We start from the raw sequence: 15,882 nt of genomic DNA, 5'->3' as shown, positions 1-15,882 counted from the left end.
AGAATTATTTCAACCGAATTACTCGGATGCATAACAGGGACGCAGTTTTCCTTGAAGATTTATGCCCGAAACTGCGAGTCCGAAGATGGCGACAATCGCTACATACTTATACCGGTAAAAGCTGTATCTACTGCGGAAAACAATCTGAATCGATTGACCATATTCTTCCAAGAGCGAAGGGCGGTTTAAGCATTACTGAAAATTGCGTTCCTGCCTGCCTCTCTTGCAATGGGCACAAATCCGATTCCGATGTTTTTGATTGGTATCGACGTCAACGCTTTTACGATCCGCGCCGAGCCATGGCGATCCGTGCCTGGATGGATGGTGACTTGCGCCTTGCCCTGCGACTTCTGCAATGGGCACAACCTGAACTCAATCAAACTGAACTCAATCAGATCACCGATGCATCAATCGCGCCGGATGGATCCCACAATCGCCAGAGACATCAAGATTGGGGCCTCGAGGCTGCCTGAAACAATGCAACGCCATCCCTGATCACCAGACCCTGCAAGCCTCTGCTGAATGATGCTGCTGACAGATTGAGGCTTGCTGCTCAGGCTGCTCGGGTGCGAGCACAAAAGCCGCACTCACCAACACCGAGGCAAACAGGGTCGCCGCCAAGCGACGCAGAGCAATGCTCTCGCCAATCGAGGTATCGATGCTGCGATTCCCAGCACTTCGAGGCAGCATGGACACCCGAGAGGACATCAGGGGAAGACAGGAACTGGTCAAGGCTGCAATGCCACTAATACGTTTGTACTCATGCCAGAAACACTTGTCAACCGTTGCAGATCACTGCCCGCTGGATCCACGCTGTGCATCCTTGGAGCTGGCTTCAGTGGACGTCGGGTCGCTGCACTGGCTGAGGCCCTGAATATCCGAGTGCTCACCACTCGCAGAAACCCCGATCCCGAGAGCAGAGCCCTGCGCTTTGACACTGCCCAAAACGTGCTGCCAACGGACGCAGAGCTCAATGGCGTGACCCATCTGCTAAGCACCATTCCCCCAGGGCCTGATCAGAACGACCCCGTATTGCGGACACTGGGGGCTCAGCTCAGTCAACTACCGCTTCGCTGGGCCGGCTATCTCTCCACCACTGGCGTCTACGGCGACACTGGAGGGGCTTGGGTGAGCGAGGCGGATTCACCACAACCCAGCCAGGATCGCAGCCGCAGACGTCTGATCTGCGAACAGGAGTGGCTCAACAGCGGTCTGCCGGTGCAGATTCTGCGGCTACCAGGGATCTACGGTCCGGGTCGCTCGCCTCTCGCCGCCATCAAGGCCGGCACCTTGAAGCCCGTACACAAGCCGGGCCAGGTGTTCTGCAGGGTCCACGTCGACGACATCGCCGCGGCCTGCCTGCACCTGATGCACTGCTCTGCTGCAGGGCAGCACCCTCCAGTCGTCAACCTCTGTGATCATGAGCCTGCTCCGAGTCATGTGATGCAGCGTCATGCCGCAGACCTATTGGACTGCGACCTGCCGAAGACTCGCAATTACGCGGATGCTGAAGCTGATATGAGCGCCATGGCCCGTAGCTTCTGGGCCGAAAACCGCAGAGTGAGCAACGATCTTCTCTGCAAGACGCTTGGCTACACCATGGTGCATCCCAACTTCCGCAGTGGGCTCGCCCACTGTCTGGAAACGGAAAGCCTCAAGGGAAGTCCGACTCGGAGTGCTCCGAACTGAGCAGAGGAATCTGAATCAAACTTGAAGGACTGATCAGGACCCATGACGCTCAGGCCTCCCGAAGCGCCATCCCCAGTCCATCGAGCAATAGGCCGATCACCAGCCAACGCAGCATGACCTCATCCATCGAATGCCCTGACGCGAAACAACGCCTTGTGATCGCACTCGGTGATCCTGCTGGGATCGGTATGGAAGTCACACTGAAGGCCCTGGCTGATCCCAGGCGCCCAGCCGACATGCAGATTCCTCTGCTTGTCGGCTGCAGGGCCAGCCTGCAAAAGACTGCTCAACACCTGAGACTGCATTCAAAGGATCCCTTCGTGGATCCGGATGCACTGACGATTGAGGATCTACCAGTACCTGGAGGGCCTCTCGAGCCCGGTAACTCAGGAGCAAGAAGCGGTGAAGCCGGTTTCCGCTGGCTGAGCAGGGCTGTTGAGCTGGTGAAACAGCAACAAGCACGGGCACTGGTGACCGCACCGATCGCGAAACATGCCTGGCATCAAGCGGGACATCGCTATCCCGGTCAAACCGAACGTCTGGCAGAGCTGGATGGACGCAAGACTGCCTCGATGCTGTTCACGGCTGTCTCCCCAGCAACTGGATGGAGGCTCAATACTTTGCTAGCCACCACACACATCCCGCTTGGACAGGTTCCAGACGTTCTCAGCACGGATCTGGTTGAACGCAAGCTTGATGAACTAGCAGGGTTCTGCCTGCGCTTCAATTCCTCTCCTCAATTGCTTGTGGCGGGCCTCAACCCGCATGCCGGAGAGCAGGGGCAGCTGGGAGGAGAGGAGCAGCAGTGGTTGAAGCCGCTACTGGAGCGATGGGCGAGCGACCATCCTTGCGTGAAACTGAGAGGCCCCCTCCCTCCAGACACCTGCTGGTTGAGTGCAGCTGAAGCCTGGAGCAACAATGCTCGTCAGGTCGGACCGGATGGAATCCTGGCCCTCTATCACGATCAGGGCCTGATTCCTGTGAAGTTGCTGGCCTTCGATCAGGCCGTGAACACAACCCTGGGCTTGTCTTTTCTGCGCACCTCCCCCGACCACGGCACTGGCTTCGACATCGCCGGTCAAGGAGTGGCAAGGGGGGCCAGCATGCTGGCCGCCATCCAGGCGGCCTGGGAACTCAGCCGGGCTTGACGCGCATCAGCACTTGACCAAATTCCACTGGGGTGCCGTTATCCACAAGGATTTCCACCACTTCACCTGCAACCTCTGCTTCCAGCTCGTTCATGAGCTTCATCGCTTCAAGAATGCAGATCGTCTGACCAGCATTGATCCGGTTGCCGATCTCGACGAAAGGAGGGTCGCCTGGGGCAGGGGCGGTGTAGAAGGTGCCGACCATCGGTGCGGTGACATCGACCAGATCAGAACGCGAACCTGCCGCAGGCGGTGGAGCCGCTGGGACTGTTTCACCTTGAGCAGGGACATCAACGACAGGAACCGGGATTCCAACCTGGGCAACAGGGGGCACCGGAGCAGCAACAGCTGTAACCGGCAGGTTGCGACGGACCTCAAGACGGAAGTCGTCGCCTTCAAGCCGGAACTCCTGGATATCACTCTCACCCAGGGCGTTTAAAAGCTTATGAAGCTGATCGTGATCGAGTTGCATGATCAGCTGTTCTCCCGACCCAAGTAGGAATCATTGCGCGTATCCACCTTGATCTTCTCGCCAATCGAGAGGAACAGAGGAACCATCACCTGCGCTCCCGTTTCCAGAATCGCAGGCTTGGTTCCACCAGTGGCCGTGTCACCTTTCACGCCGGGATCGGTCTGAGTGATCTCCAACACAACGGAGTTGGGCAGTTCAACTTCGAGGGGCTTCTCGTTCCACGAGACAACACTCACCTCCATACCCTCCTTGAGATATTTGCGGCTGTCTCCGATCTGCTGAGCGGTGAGGCGGGTTTCCTCATAGCTCGACATATCCATGAAGACAAAGTCCTCACCTTCCATATAGGTGTGCTGAAGAGTGGTTTTCTCCAGCAAAGCCTGGGGGAGCATCTCTCCGGCGCGGAAGGTTTTGTCCACAACGCTGCCGCTTTGGACAGCCTTGAGCTTGGTGCGAACGAAAGCCGAGCCTTTGCCAGGCTTCACGTGCAAGAACTCGACCACGCGCCAAACGGCACCGTCGAGCTCAATCGTGGTACCGGTGCGAAAGTCGTTGCTGGAGATCATTCCCGCCGAACGGTTCAGGGGATCATACGGCTGTGCCAAAGTCCTTTCAGCACCTGGGGTTCTCGTTGGCGATTCGGTTGGGATTTCAGCGCCTGAGCGCATGGCTTATCAGCCTGCTTGTGATGGTTGGCTTGGCCTGGACACCACCGGTCTGGGCGGCACTCCCCCAGGGGAACGCCGTACAGGATCCGGCGGCGATCCTGCGTGATTCCCTGCCCATGAATCAGGAAGATCTTCGCGATCTTCAGCACCTGCTCGAATACACAAGTGATGACCTGCGCGCCAAGCGCTGGAGTGCTCTCGGACGTGGCCTTAAGCGCACTCAGTCGCTGCTGAGTGACAAGAAAAGCGCAATCGTCGCAGCGATGCCAAGCGACGATCAATCAAGGGCTGAGCAGATCCTTGATTCGGTGGCCAATGACCTGAACATCCTGCAGGAGCGCATTGAAGAGAAAGACAAAGCGGGATTTATTCAGTCACGCCGCCAGACCCTTAGCCAGATCGGTGATCTGGAAGCACTGCTGATTGATGACCGACTGCCCGACATCCCTTCGGAATTCGACGACCTGCCGCGGCTGGCAGGTCGAGCCACCGTGGTGATCGAAACCACTGAGGGCGATCTCACCGCTGTGGTGGATGGTTACAACGCACCTCTCACTGCCGGTGCATTCATTGATCTCAGCCTGAAGGGCTTCTATGACGGTCTGCCCTTTAACCGTGCAGAAGATTTCTACATCCTGCAGAGCGGCGATCCCAAAGGACCTGATATCGGTTACTTAGATCCAAAAACCAAGCAGGAACGCCACGTGCCCCTGGAAATCCGTGTTCCCGATGAACCGGAAACCATTTATAACCAAACCTTCGAAGACGTCGGTCTGTTCAAAGCCACTCCTGTGCTTCCCTTCTCCACCCTGGGAACACTGGGTTGGGCACACTCCGATCAGGCCCTCGATGACGGCTCGTCTCAGTTCTTTCTGTTTCTGTACGAGGCAGAGTTGACACCAGCAGGTTTGAATCTGGTGGATGGGCGCAATGCAGCCTTCGGTTATGTCGTGGACGGATTCGATGTGCTCGAAGAACTGGGCGTCAACGATGAAATCAAACGGATCAAAGTGGTCGACGGTGCAGATCGACTGCAGCAGCACGCCTGAGCTCCGTGACGGTCACACTGGCGGAGCTGGGTGAAGCGGAGCTGCTCAGGCGGCTGGCCTGCTTTGCTCCACCGGGTCAGCTGGCTGATGACACGTCCACCCTGGTCCCCGACCCCCGGCAGCTGCTTGTGAACACAGATGTCCTGGTGGATGACATTCACTTCAGTGACCTCACCACAAGCCCAGCGGATGTGGGCTGGCGCGCAGTGGCAACCAACCTGTCCGATCTGGCAGCCAGCGGCGCCGTTGCTGTGGATGGGATCACGGTGGCTCTGGTGGCACCAGGAAGCACCCCATGGAACTGGGTAGAGGATCTGTACCGCGGGATCAGCGAAGCTCTCAACTGCTATGGAGGCATCCTGCTGGGAGGGGACTGCTCCTCAGGCAGGCAAAGACTGATCTCGGTCACGGCACTCGGCCGATTAGGGCCTTTACGCCTACACCGCGCAGATGCCTATCCAGGCGACTGGCTCGTCACCAGCGGAGCCCATGGCCTGAGCCGTTTAGGGCTAGCACTGCTTCAAGGTGATCCGATTCTGGATGGCAACAGAGCACTGACGGACGCCCTTCAACACCAGGCCATCAGTCACCATCGCCGCCCCAGCCCCCGGCTGGATGCCTTGACCACGCTGCTCGAGCACAAACCAGAGCACTTGCCCTGGAGAGCGGCCGGCACCGACAGCAGCGACGGCCTTCTGGCGGCGGTACAGGCTCTTTGCAACAGCAGTCAATGCGGAGCTCAACTGAACCGTGACTGGCTCCCGCGGGCAGAGAGTTGGCCTTCTGGCGACCTCTGGGACCAATGGTGCCTCAACGGTGGAGAGGATTTTGAACTGGTGCTGAGTCTCCCAGCCGTCTGGGCCCAACGCTGGCTTGAACATCAACCGGCAAGCCGGCGGATCGGCTGCGTGACCTCCGAGAGCAATCAGATCGTGTGGAGTGACACCAGACGTCCTGTTACCGCTGCAGGATTTGATCACTTCGACTCTGCCTGAAGGATGTGTGACCAAAAAAAATCCCTCCCGATGGGAGGGACTGAACATCAAATCAAATCCTGATCACTTCCAGTTCCTGGCCACCACCTCGGCGAGGTCCACAACCCTTTGGCTGTAGCCCCACTCGTTGTCGTACCAAGCGACGATCTTGAAGAAGTTGTCACCCATGGCCAGGGTCAGATCGGCGTCAAAAATGGTCGACTGATTGGTGCCGGCGTAGTCACTAGACACCAAGGGCAGATCGCCGTACTTGATGATCTTGCTCATGGGGCCATCAGCAGCAGCCTTGAGGATCGACTTGATCTCATCGACGGACGAGGCACGGGTGGACTCGAACACCAGGTCAACAGCAGAGACGTTCGGAGTGGGAACGCGCATAGCGATACCCGTGAACTTGCCTTTCACAGCGGGGTAAACGAGAGCCACAGCTTGGGCTGCACCGGTGGAGGTGGGAACCATGTTCACAGCAGCGGCACGGGCACGACGTAGATCGCGATGGTTGTTATCGAGAATCCGCTGGTCGCCTGTGTAGCTGTGAATCGTGGTCATCAGGCCACGATTGATGCCGATCGACTGATCGATCACTTTCACCAAGGGGGCGAGGCAATTGGTGGTGCAGCTGGCGTTGCTGAGGATGTCGAAATCTTCATGACGGTATTGGTCCTCATTCACACCAACCACGAATGTGCCGACCTTGGGCCCTTTGCCGGGAGCGGTGAGAATCACCTTCTTGGCGCCGGCCTGAATGTGCATGCTGGCCTTCTCGTCGGTGTTGAACACACCGGTCGACTCAAGAACCAGATCCACCCCCCAATCCTTCCAAGGGCAATTGAGGGGGTTGCGGTCGGAGAAGAACTTCACCTGCTTGCCATTGACGATCATCGAGTCGTCAGTGGTTTCGATCTTTACGCTGGGATCCAGCTTGCCCAAGATTGAGTCGTAGGTCAGCAGGTGAGCACTGGTCTTGGGGTCCGAGGTGGCATTCACACCCACAATCTCGATGTCGGTGTCAGCGCCACGGCTGATCCATCCCCGCATCACATTGCGACCGATTCGGCCGAATCCATTGATCGCAACGCGCAGAGTCATATTCAGGAGCGGACAATCCGCAGGGAATGGCCGCTGATCATACAGAAATCGCTAGTTTTGAATGAAATGGGTTCCCCTCCCGAATTTGAGGGGCCTAACAAGACAGTCTGCGCCAATTGGTGGTCAGCAAGAAAAGCTGATTTAAGGTGCGCGTCCATGGCATTTGTTCTTGAGCAGATCGCTTGACAGCCCTTCCTCGGTGCACTTCATCGGTGCAGGCGGAATCGGCATGTCCGCACTAGCGAGAATTCTGCTCAGCCGCGGTCACAGGGTGAGTGGCTCCGACCGCAGGATGTCTCCCGCAATGGAAGCCCTGCAGTCGCTTGGGATGGTGGCTTTCGCCTCGCAGACGGCAGATAATTTCGATGAATTGAAACGACGGGGTTTAGCAACGCCGTTGGTTGTGATCAGCAGCGCTATCCCGGACAACAATCCTGAATTGGCCGCAGCCCGGCAATTACAACTGACTGTCTGGCACCGCTCCGATCTGCTCGCTGCCCTGATCGATCAACAGCCTTCAATCGCGGTAGCGGGCAGTCACGGCAAAACCACCACGAGCACAGTGGTCACATCACTTCTTCACAGCGCTGGTGAAGATCCCACCGCTGTCATCGGTGGCATCGTTCCTTGCTATGGAAGCAATGGACATGCGGGTTCAGGCCGTCTACTCGTGGCAGAAGCCGATGAATCCGACGGCTCGCTGGTGAAATTCAACGCAACCCTGGGCGTGATTACCAATCTGGAACTGGATCACACCGATCACTACAGGGATCTAGATGATCTGATCACTACCATGCGGCGCTTCGCGGCCGGTTGTGGTCGACTGCTTGCCAACCAAGATGACCCGATCCTGAGTGAACACTTCCAAGCTGATGCTTGGTGGTCAGTGCAACGCAGCGACAACGTTGATTTCGCCGCTCTTCCAGTCGCCCTCGAAGGCGATCACACCGTTGCAGATCTCTATGAACAAGCTGAGTACGTCGGTCGAATCACGCTGCCGCTTCCAGGGCTGCACAACCTGAGCAATGCCCTGGGAGCTCTTGCTGCTTGCCGTTTGGAGGGAATTCCTCTCGAGCGTCTGGTCAACCATCTCCATGAACTGAAGAGTCCCGGTCGCCGCTTCGACTATCGCGGCGACTGGCAGGGACGTCTGGTGGTGGACGACTACGCCCATCACCCCAGTGAAGTGGCTGCAACCCTGGCGATGGCAGCTCTCATGGTGTCCAGTGGACGAAGCCCGCTGCCGCGTAGTCCGAAACGGCTTCTAGCGGTGTTTCAACCCCATCGATACAGCCGCACTCAGGAATTTCAGAACGAGTTCGCGATGGCGCTCTCCAACGTCGACATCGTTGTTCTGGCTCCGGTGTTCTCAGCCGGTGAAGCTCCCATCCCCGGAGTCAGCAGCGAAGCCCTGGCATCCTGCATTCAGCAACACAGTGCCGATCAGACCGTTCTGGTGGCAAACACCATGGACGAATTAGCTGATCTGGTTCGAGAGCACAGCTGTGCCGATGACCTCGTACTGGCGATGGGAGCCGGTGATGTGAACAGTCTCTGGTCACGGCTGTCACCGAACGCATTGCAGGAGCAGACGTCATGTCAGTCGACACTGACAGCTTGAAAGACCTGAAGGATCAGGGAATCCTGCAGGAGCAGGTTTCCCTGGCCCACTACACAACCTGGCGAGTGGGAGGACCAGCGCAATGGCTGGCCGAACCGAATCAAGCCCAGCAGATTCCGACCCTGCTCGATTGGGCAATAAATGAGGGGTTACCCGTCCGTGTGATCGGTGCAGGCTCCAATCTGCTGATTGCTGATGCAGGTCTTCCAGGACTCACCCTCTGCCTGCGACGGCTGCAGGGACTTGATCTGAATGCTCAGACCGGCAAAGTGCGGGCAAGTTCTGGTGAACCGATCCCAACTCTGGCCAGGCGTGCCGCGAGAAAAGGATTGCAAGGGCTGGAGTGGGCCGTGGGCATCCCTGGCACTGTCGGCGGAGCCGCTGTGATGAATGCCGGTGCTCAGGGTGGCTGTACGGCTGAGCGATTAATCAGCGTGGATGTGGTTCCTCTGGAAGGTGATGATTTCAGGATCCGGAGGCTTGAGCGGGAATCACTCGATTTCGCTTACCGCCACAGTGCTCTGCAGACCCAACCGTTCCTGGTGGTGGCCGCCGAATTTCAACTTGAAGCAGGTCATGATCCGGCCGAACTGCAACAGCGCACCAGCGGAAATCTCAACCATCGCACCAGCACCCAGCCTTACAAGCAACCGAGCTGCGGCAGCGTCTTCCGTAATCCAGAACCGGCAAAGGCCGGACGTTTGATCGAAGGCCTTGGCCTGAAAGGCCGCCGTGTCGGTGGAGCGCAAGTCTCTGAACTGCACGCCAATTTCATTGTGAACACGGGAGGAGCCTGCGCTGCAGATATCCGTCATCTGATTGGCTTGGTGCAACAGGAAGTGGCCGATGCCCACGGCATACAGCTGCAGCCTGAAGTCAAACGACTGGGATTCGAGATGGCGGCCTAATCTTTCGGTTCCTTCAGCGATGCCATGGCCGGGTTCGGACTTCCCAATTTTGGACAGCTCACCGAAGCCTTCCGCAAGGCACAGCAGATCCAGCAAGACGCTCAGAAGTTGCAAGAAGAGCTCGATGCCATGGAGATTGAAGGCAGCAGCGAAGACGGACGAGCCTGCATCTGGCTCTCCGGCAACCAGCAGCCCCTACGTGTGAAATTGGATCCCAGTCTGCTGAGTGAAGGGCAGGAAGCCGCTGAAGCCGCCACACTCGCCGCGCTTCAGTCGGCCTATGAACGTTCCACTGGAACCATGAAGGAGCGGATGCAGGAGCTCACCGGCGGTCTCGATCTCAACCTGCCCGGAATGGGCGGCTGATCTCAAGGAGCTCCTCTACAGCTTTGCGGTACAGGGGATAACGCTCCCAGTCACGTGTCACACCACAGCCCGGTTCATCCCGGTGCAGGCAGTCACGGAAACGGCAAGGATGTTGGTCAAGCTGGACACGCAACTCTGGAAACAGCACTTCCAGATTGGAGACATCATCCGGCAATTCTGGACGGTTGAACCCTGGAGTATCAGCAACCCTGGAGCCAGGGGAGAACGCATGCAGTTCCACATGACGGGTGGTGTGGCGCCCCCTTTGCAGGCGACCTGACACCGCACCCACCCGTAACGCCAGTCCTGGCAGGAGAGCATTCAGCAACGAAGTCTTGCCCACCCCCGAGGGGCCGCAAAGCACCGAGATCGGAACGGTTGCCAATTGCGCGCGCAGTTCCTCAAGCCCCATTCCAGAACGGGTGGAAACAAGCATCGGTTCATACCCCCATCCCCGCAGACGTGTCCGCAGTTGTGAGAGAGCATCGGCATCCAGCAGATCGCACTTAGTCAGCACGAGCAAAACTTGCAATCCGGTCTTCTCAGCCGTGAGCAGGAACCTGCTGACCTGATCGGCATCAAAAGAAGGTTGCTCAACGGCGACCGCCACCAAGATGCAGGAGGCGTTGGCAACCGGAGGACGAACCAGAAAACTGCTCCGAGGTTCCACATCAGCAACAACGGCCCTGGCGTGATCACAATCAATAGCTTCCACCCGAACACGATCACCTACATGGACCGCCGCACCGCGATGGGTCAGTCGGGTGCGACGCGTGCAGAGAAGTCGGGAAGGAACATCGAGAGGCGGGGCCTCAAGCTCCACCTCGAGGTAATTGGCCTGCAGAGCAACGACCATGCCCGAATGCAATTCATGGCTAATGACCGGCACAGATCACCTTCAGCCGCACCTGGGCATCCGAGAGATATTCCACATGGACCTGATGGCCATCACGACGCAATCCAGGAACCACCATCTCTTCTGGCTCGCCGGGATCAAGGTCCACCTGAAGGCATTGACCGGAACTCATGCTCTCAAGAGTGAGCCGACAGCGAATGAAATTGAGCGGACAGGGCGTCCCACAGAGATCGAGCTGACGATCGGGGAGACGTTCCGTCATGGTCAGCGCTGTCCGAACAATCGCGCAAATAGGCCGCTCTTGTGGTGATGGTGCTGCTCCCCCCTGGCGGAGTGATGACCGGCAAGCTCTTCGAGCAGTCCCTTCTCCTCATTGTTGAGACGAGTGGGGAGTTTCACATTGACAGTGATGCGTTGATTGCCGCGGGCCACAGGATTACCCAGCTTGGGAATGCCCTTGTTGTCCAAGGTGAGAACGGCATTGGGTTGAGTTCCTGCAGGAATCTCAAGACTGGTCGGGCCGTCGACAGTGTCCACTTCAATCGTGTCACCGAGAATCGCCTGGAGATAGCTCACCTTGACCTCGGAATGGACCGTCAATCCATCCCTCTGCAAAGAGGGGTGCGGTTTAACGGTCAGGAACACATACAAGTCGCCAGAAGGACCACCGCGTAAGCCAGCATTGCCCTCACCGGTCACCCTGAGACGAGTCCCGGTGTCAACACCGGCAGGAATATTGATCCGCAGCTTCTTGCGCACCTGAGTCACACCCTGACCGCCACAGGCATTGCAGGGATCAGCAATCACCTGACCATTGCCGTTGCAAGTGGGACATTCCGCCACTTGGGTGAAACTGCCGAAAGGGGTCCTGGTTGCCCGGCGCACCTGGCCAACACCTCCACAAGTGGAGCAGGTGGTGGGTCCACTGCCACTCTTGGCACCACTGCCGCTGCAGGTGGTGCATGTTTCCAAGTGAGGGACTCGAATCTCCCGCTCCTGTCCGAACACCCCCTGCTCGAAATCGATCGTGAGGTCATACCGCAGATCATCTCCCTGCTGAGGACCACGACGGCGTTGCTGACGTCCACCACCTGCGGCCCCCCCGAACCCGCTGAAGAAAGTTTCGAAAATATCGGCGAAGCCACCCATGTCGCCCATGTCGGGCATACCAGCAGCGCCACCGAGCCCTGCCTCACCGAATTGGTCGTAACGACCACGGGTCTGAGGATCGCTGAGAACCTCGTAGGCGCGACCGATTTCCTTGAAGCGGTCCTCTGCTCCGGCGTCTTTGTTGATATCGGGGTGGTACTGGCGAGCCAGTCGCCGATAGGCCCGTTTGAGGGTGTCGGCATCAGCATCCCTGCTGACACCGAGCAGCTCGTAATAATCGGCCATCAGCTGGACGTTCCGAAGGTCACAGTAAAAGCAGGGGTCTGATCAACTGCTGGCATCACCCGAAGCCTCCTCTTCAGATGCGACCTCAGCATCAGAGGTGGACGTCTCGCTGCCGGCAGCCTGTTGCGGACCAGGCCCCATCGACACCTTGACCATGGCGTGACGCAGCACGCGACCGTCGAGGTGATAGCCGCGCTGCAGCTCCTCAATCACCACGTCTTCTGGATGCTCTTCACTGGGCTCACGCAGCACCGCTTCGTGCAGGGTTGGATCAAACTCCTGGCCAACCACTCTCATCGGAGCAACACCCAGCTGTTTGAGCACCTCAACCAGCTGTTTGTAGAGCCCCTGATAGCTGCGGTGAAGTCCCTGGGCTTCTTCCGTCTGAGGATCGAGCTGCTGACGAGCACGCTCGAAATTATCAACAACTGGAAGGATTTCACTCAGGGTGCTGCAGATGAGCTGCAATTTGAGGTCATCCTGGTCGCGACTCTGACGCTTGCGGAAGTTGTCGAAATCCGCGGCGATGCGCACGTACTGACCGCGCAACACTTCATGCTCCTCTCTGAGCGCGGAATGCTCCTTCTCGAGCTGCTCAAGACGGGCCTCGTTATCGACGGACTGGGAATCTGACTCCGATTCGGCAGCGCCTTCAGCGGACGGTGCCTCGTCCACGACTGGCGTCGTGTCCAGAGTTTCGTTTGGAGTCACGACAGGTTGCTGGCCGTCGGAACCAGCCGATGACGGATCCTGCGCTGGGGTGGAAGCATCGCCACTCATGCTGACCGGTTGCGAATTCACGTCTAGACATGTTGATAGGTGAGGCAGTCCTCCCACAAGCGGGGGAAGCCCGCACCTTTCTGCGAATTGGATCCGTGAGCGACGACCGCCGTCATCTGGAACTGGAACTTCTGTTGCAGCGGACCATCCCAGGCAAGCTCGTCAGCGCCGATGAACCCTCATTGCTCCAGGAGCTGGAAGCGATGGGTTTTGAACCTGCACGTCACGCTGCCCTTGCCGAGCGCCTTAACGCACTGCTGAACAGGCCATCCGAGGACGCCTCACCCACACCTCAGACCACCACTACAACGACTGACATCCTGGGAGAGAAAGCGACCTCCTACCTACAGGACTTTTCGGTGGAAGCGGTTCTGGTTCAGGATCCCGACGAGGCATCAGCACAAAGCGCAGGTCCTGAAGATCTCGAATCCAGCCTCAGCGATGCAGACCAGTCGCCAGTGATCAATCTGGTGGACCGGATCCTAATGCAGGCTCTAGAGCTTGGGGCCAGCGACATCCATGTGGAACCACAGCAGGCCGGACTTCAGCTGCGCTTCCGTCAAGACGGTGTGCTTCAGAGCCACATCGAACCCCTGCCCAGCCGACTGATTCCCGCCGTGACTTCACGGTTCAAAATCATGGCGGAGCTGGACATTGCCGAACGCCGCGTTGCTCAGGATGGACGTATCCGGCGCCGTTTCCAGAACCGCACGGTGGATTTCCGTGTCAACAGTCTGCCGAGCCGCTTCGGCGAAAAGATCGTGCTGCGGCTACTCGACAGCTCTGCCACCCAGCTGGGACTCGACAAGCTGATTTCCAATCCTCGAACGCTGGAGCTGGTCCGCGCCCTCGGCTCAAAACCCTTCGGAATGATCCTGGTCACAGGGCCGACTGGATCCGGTAAATCCACAACGCTGTACTCCCTGCTGGCGGAACGCAATGAACCAGGCATCAACATTTCCACCGTGGAGGACCCCATCGAATACACCTTGCCCGGCATTACCCAATGCCAGGTGAACCGGGAGAAGGGATTTGATTTCAGTCAGGCACTGAGAGCCTTCATGCGCCAGGACCCGGATGTACTGCTGGTGGGGGAAACGCGCGATCTGGAAACAGCGAAAACGGCCATCGAAGCTGCGCTCACAGGCCACCTGGTGTTGACGACCCTGCACTGCAATGACGCCCCCAGTGCGATTGCCCGACTGGATGAGATGGGCGTGGAACCTTTCATGGTCAGTGCCTCATTGATCGGGATCGTCTCGCAACGTCTTCTGCGAAGGGTCTGTCACCACTGCCAGATCGCCTACCGCCCCGATCCCGAAGAGTTGGGTCGCTTCGGCCTGATGGCGAGCAACGAAGCCAACGTGAGCTTTGTGAAAGCCAACCATCACGAAGGCCAGGTCAATCCTTGTCCCCACTGTCAGGGCAGCGGTTACAAGGGCCGCGTGGGGGTCTATGAAGTGCTGCGCATGAATGAGGCTCTGGCGGCCGCCGTGGCCAAAGGCGCCACGACGGACATGGTGCGCCAGCTGGCTCTGGAGGGAGGGATGAAGACCCTGCTGGGCTACAGCCTGGAGCTAGTACGGGAAGGACATACAACCCTGGAGGAAGTGGGCCGAATGGTTCTCACAGACGCCGGACTTGAATCGGAACGCCGTGCCCGCGCCCTCAGCACCCTGACCTGTCATGGATGTGGTGGCGGACTCCAGGAAGGTTGGCTGGAATGTCCCTACTGCCTGACACCGCGCCAATGAGGACGAAGCGATGGAGCTGATGATCGAGGACCTGATGCAGGAGCTGGTGGACAACGGTGGCAGTGACCTGCATCTCGCCAGCGGCCAACCCCCCTACGGACGTTTCAGCGGCAAACTACGGCCGATGCGTGATGAAGCCCTGCTGGAGGACAGCTGCAACCGGCTGATCTTCTCGATGCTCAACAACAGCCAACGCAAGACCCTTGAGCAGACGTGGGAACTCGACTGCGCTTACGGCCTCAAAGGAGTGGCCCGTTTCCGGGTGAACGTTTATCGCCAGAAGGGGAGCTATGCGGCCTGCTTAAGGGCACTGGGCAGCACGATCCCAAGCATCGAATTGCTGAACCTGCCTGCAGTGGTGGTGGAAACCAGCAAACGACCTCGGGGCCTAGTGCTGGTGACTGGACCCACCGGCTCGGGCAAGACCACCACCCTGGCCGCGTTGCTGGATCACATCAATCACAGCCGAGCCGAGCACATCCTCACGATCGAGGACCCGATCGAATTCGTCTACAAAAGCGACCAAAGCCTGGTTCACCAGCGTCAGCTCAACGAGGACACCCGCAGCTTTGGGAATGCACTCAGAGCAGCACTGCGGGAAGACCCAGACGTGATCCTGGTTGGGGAGATGCGGGACTTGGAAACCATTCAGCTGGCCATCAGCGCCGCGGAGACAGGTCACCTCGTCTTCGGCACTCTGCACACGAGTTCCGCAGCCCAAACGGTTGATCGGATGGTTGATGTGTTCCCGCCTGGCCAGCAGACCCAGATCCGTGTGCAACTGTCAGGGAGCTTGTTGGCAGTGTTTTCACAGACGCTTTGCCAACGCAACAACCCGTCTCCAGGTCAGTTCGGCCGAGTGATGGCTCAGGAAATCATGATCAACACCCCTGCCATCGCCAACCTGATCCGCGAGGGCAAGACCGCTCAGCTGTATTCACAGATTCAGACCGGAGGCGCACTGGGGATGCAGACCCTGGAAAAGGCTCTGGCCAATCTGGTGACTCACGGCGATATCAACCTGCAGGAAGCACTGGCCAAGGCCAGCAAGCCCTCAGAGCTGGAACGACTTGTGAGCAGCTGACCGACAGA

The 15,882-nt window shown here is 58.3% G+C and carries 18 protein-coding genes; 10 read left to right on the top strand and 8 right to left on the bottom strand.

Annotation, left to right across the window (positions count from 1 at the left end; all coding sequences use genetic code 11):
* Nucleotides 1-26 precede the first annotated feature (26 nt).
* Nucleotides 27-473, top strand: coding sequence for an HNH endonuclease (locus SynBIOSU31_RS00180; protein WP_186491226.1), 447 nt, complete (start codon nt 27-29; stop codon nt 471-473).
* 22 nt (nt 474-495) lie between these two features.
* On the opposite strand, the gene SynBIOSU31_RS14625 is transcribed toward SynBIOSU31_RS00180, so the two are convergent.
* Nucleotides 496-732, bottom strand: a complete 237-nt coding sequence (locus SynBIOSU31_RS14625; protein WP_255477285.1) for a serine protease inhibitor — start codon at nt 730-732, stop codon at nt 496-498.
* A 30-nt stretch (nt 733-762) separates the two neighbouring features.
* On the opposite strand from SynBIOSU31_RS14625, the gene SynBIOSU31_RS00170 reads away from it, so the two are divergent.
* The gene (locus SynBIOSU31_RS00170; protein WP_186491223.1) at nt 763-1,689 is read left to right on the top strand and encodes an SDR family oxidoreductase; all 927 of its coding nucleotides are present in this window, start codon (nt 763-765) and stop codon (nt 1,687-1,689) included.
* Nucleotides 1,690-1,802: 113 nt separating this feature from the next.
* Complete coding sequence (gene pdxA, locus SynBIOSU31_RS00165) at nt 1,803-2,837, top strand: 4-hydroxythreonine-4-phosphate dehydrogenase PdxA (RefSeq protein ID WP_186491222.1); 1,035 nt, start codon at nt 1,803-1,805, stop codon at nt 2,835-2,837.
* On the opposite strand, the gene accB is transcribed toward pdxA, so the two are convergent.
* A complete protein-coding gene (gene accB / locus SynBIOSU31_RS00160) occupies nt 2,824-3,309 on the bottom strand; it encodes an acetyl-CoA carboxylase biotin carboxyl carrier protein (RefSeq protein WP_186491221.1) in 486 nt (161 codons plus the stop codon). The two genes, pdxA and accB, sit on opposite strands and share 14 nt — an antisense overlap.
* A 2-nt stretch (nt 3,310-3,311) precedes the next feature.
* Nucleotides 3,312-3,875 (bottom strand): elongation factor P, encoded by a 564-nt coding sequence (gene efp, locus SynBIOSU31_RS00155; protein ID WP_186492727.1) that lies wholly within the window; start codon nt 3,873-3,875, stop codon nt 3,312-3,314.
* A gap of 77 nt (nt 3,876-3,952) precedes the next feature.
* Here efp and SynBIOSU31_RS00150 point away from each other — a divergent pair, with 77 nt between their 5' ends.
* Nucleotides 3,953-5,026, top strand: a complete 1,074-nt coding sequence (locus SynBIOSU31_RS00150; protein ID WP_255477462.1) for a peptidylprolyl isomerase — start codon at nt 3,953-3,955, stop codon at nt 5,024-5,026.
* A gap of 5 nt (nt 5,027-5,031) precedes the next feature.
* Nucleotides 5,032-6,021, top strand: coding sequence for a thiamine-phosphate kinase (gene thiL, locus SynBIOSU31_RS00145; protein WP_186491220.1), 990 nt, complete (start codon nt 5,032-5,034; stop codon nt 6,019-6,021).
* Between the two features lie 63 nt (nt 6,022-6,084).
* Here thiL and gap read toward each other — a convergent pair whose 3' ends face one another.
* Nucleotides 6,085-7,110, bottom strand: a complete 1,026-nt coding sequence (gene gap / locus SynBIOSU31_RS00140; RefSeq protein WP_186491218.1) for a type I glyceraldehyde-3-phosphate dehydrogenase — start codon at nt 7,108-7,110, stop codon at nt 6,085-6,087.
* A gap of 169 nt (nt 7,111-7,279) precedes the next feature.
* On the opposite strand from gap, the gene murC reads away from it, so the two are divergent.
* The 3 genes from murC to SynBIOSU31_RS00125 are packed head-to-tail and all read left to right on the top strand — an operon-like array spanning nt 7,280 to nt 10,005.
* Complete coding sequence (gene murC, locus SynBIOSU31_RS00135) at nt 7,280-8,731, top strand: UDP-N-acetylmuramate--L-alanine ligase (RefSeq protein WP_186491215.1); 1,452 nt, start codon at nt 7,280-7,282, stop codon at nt 8,729-8,731.
* Complete coding sequence (gene murB, locus SynBIOSU31_RS00130; RefSeq protein WP_186491214.1) at nt 8,707-9,639, top strand: UDP-N-acetylmuramate dehydrogenase; 933 nt, start codon at nt 8,707-8,709, stop codon at nt 9,637-9,639. Before murC ends, murB begins: the two co-directional genes overlap by 25 nt.
* 24 nt (nt 9,640-9,663) lie before the next feature.
* The gene (locus SynBIOSU31_RS00125) at nt 9,664-10,005 is read left to right on the top strand and encodes a YbaB/EbfC family nucleoid-associated protein (RefSeq protein ID WP_066908605.1); all 342 of its coding nucleotides are present in this window, start codon (nt 9,664-9,666) and stop codon (nt 10,003-10,005) included.
* Here SynBIOSU31_RS00125 and rsgA read toward each other — a convergent pair.
* The 4 genes from rsgA to grpE are packed head-to-tail and all read right to left on the bottom strand — an operon-like array spanning nt 9,980 to nt 13,036.
* Nucleotides 9,980-10,861 (bottom strand): ribosome small subunit-dependent GTPase A, encoded by an 882-nt coding sequence (rsgA, locus tag SynBIOSU31_RS00120; protein WP_186491212.1) that lies wholly within the window; start codon nt 10,859-10,861, stop codon nt 9,980-9,982. The two genes, SynBIOSU31_RS00125 and rsgA, sit on opposite strands and share 26 nt — an antisense overlap.
* A gap of 19 nt (nt 10,862-10,880) precedes the next feature.
* The gene (locus SynBIOSU31_RS00115) at nt 10,881-11,123 is read right to left on the bottom strand and encodes a sulfurtransferase TusA family protein (protein WP_186491207.1); all 243 of its coding nucleotides are present in this window, start codon (nt 11,121-11,123) and stop codon (nt 10,881-10,883) included.
* A 2-nt stretch (nt 11,124-11,125) separates the two neighbouring features.
* The gene (gene dnaJ / locus SynBIOSU31_RS00110) at nt 11,126-12,256 is read right to left on the bottom strand and encodes a molecular chaperone DnaJ (protein WP_186491202.1); all 1,131 of its coding nucleotides are present in this window, start codon (nt 12,254-12,256) and stop codon (nt 11,126-11,128) included.
* A gap of 42 nt (nt 12,257-12,298) precedes the next feature.
* Nucleotides 12,299-13,036 carry a nucleotide exchange factor GrpE gene (gene grpE / locus SynBIOSU31_RS00105; protein ID WP_186492726.1) on the bottom strand — a complete coding sequence of 246 codons (738 nt, stop codon included), beginning with the start codon at nt 13,034-13,036 and terminating at the stop codon, nt 12,299-12,301.
* Nucleotides 13,037-13,131: 95 nt separating this feature from the next.
* Between grpE and SynBIOSU31_RS00100 the strand changes: the two genes are divergently transcribed.
* On the top strand, nt 13,132-14,790 hold the full coding sequence (locus SynBIOSU31_RS00100; RefSeq protein ID WP_255477284.1) for a GspE/PulE family protein: 1,659 nt from the start codon (nt 13,132-13,134) through the stop codon (nt 14,788-14,790).
* 10 nt (nt 14,791-14,800) lie between these two features.
* Nucleotides 14,801-15,874, top strand: a complete 1,074-nt coding sequence (locus SynBIOSU31_RS00095) for a type IV pilus twitching motility protein PilT (RefSeq protein WP_186491199.1) — start codon at nt 14,801-14,803, stop codon at nt 15,872-15,874.
* Nucleotides 15,875-15,882 lie beyond the last annotated feature (8 nt).

Source organism: Synechococcus sp. BIOS-U3-1 (genome assembly GCF_014279975.1).
GTDB lineage: Bacteria > Cyanobacteriota > Cyanobacteriia > PCC-6307 > Cyanobiaceae > Synechococcus_C.
Note: the sequence above shows the minus strand (reverse complement) of the source record. Positions and strands in the feature narration are given on the sequence as shown.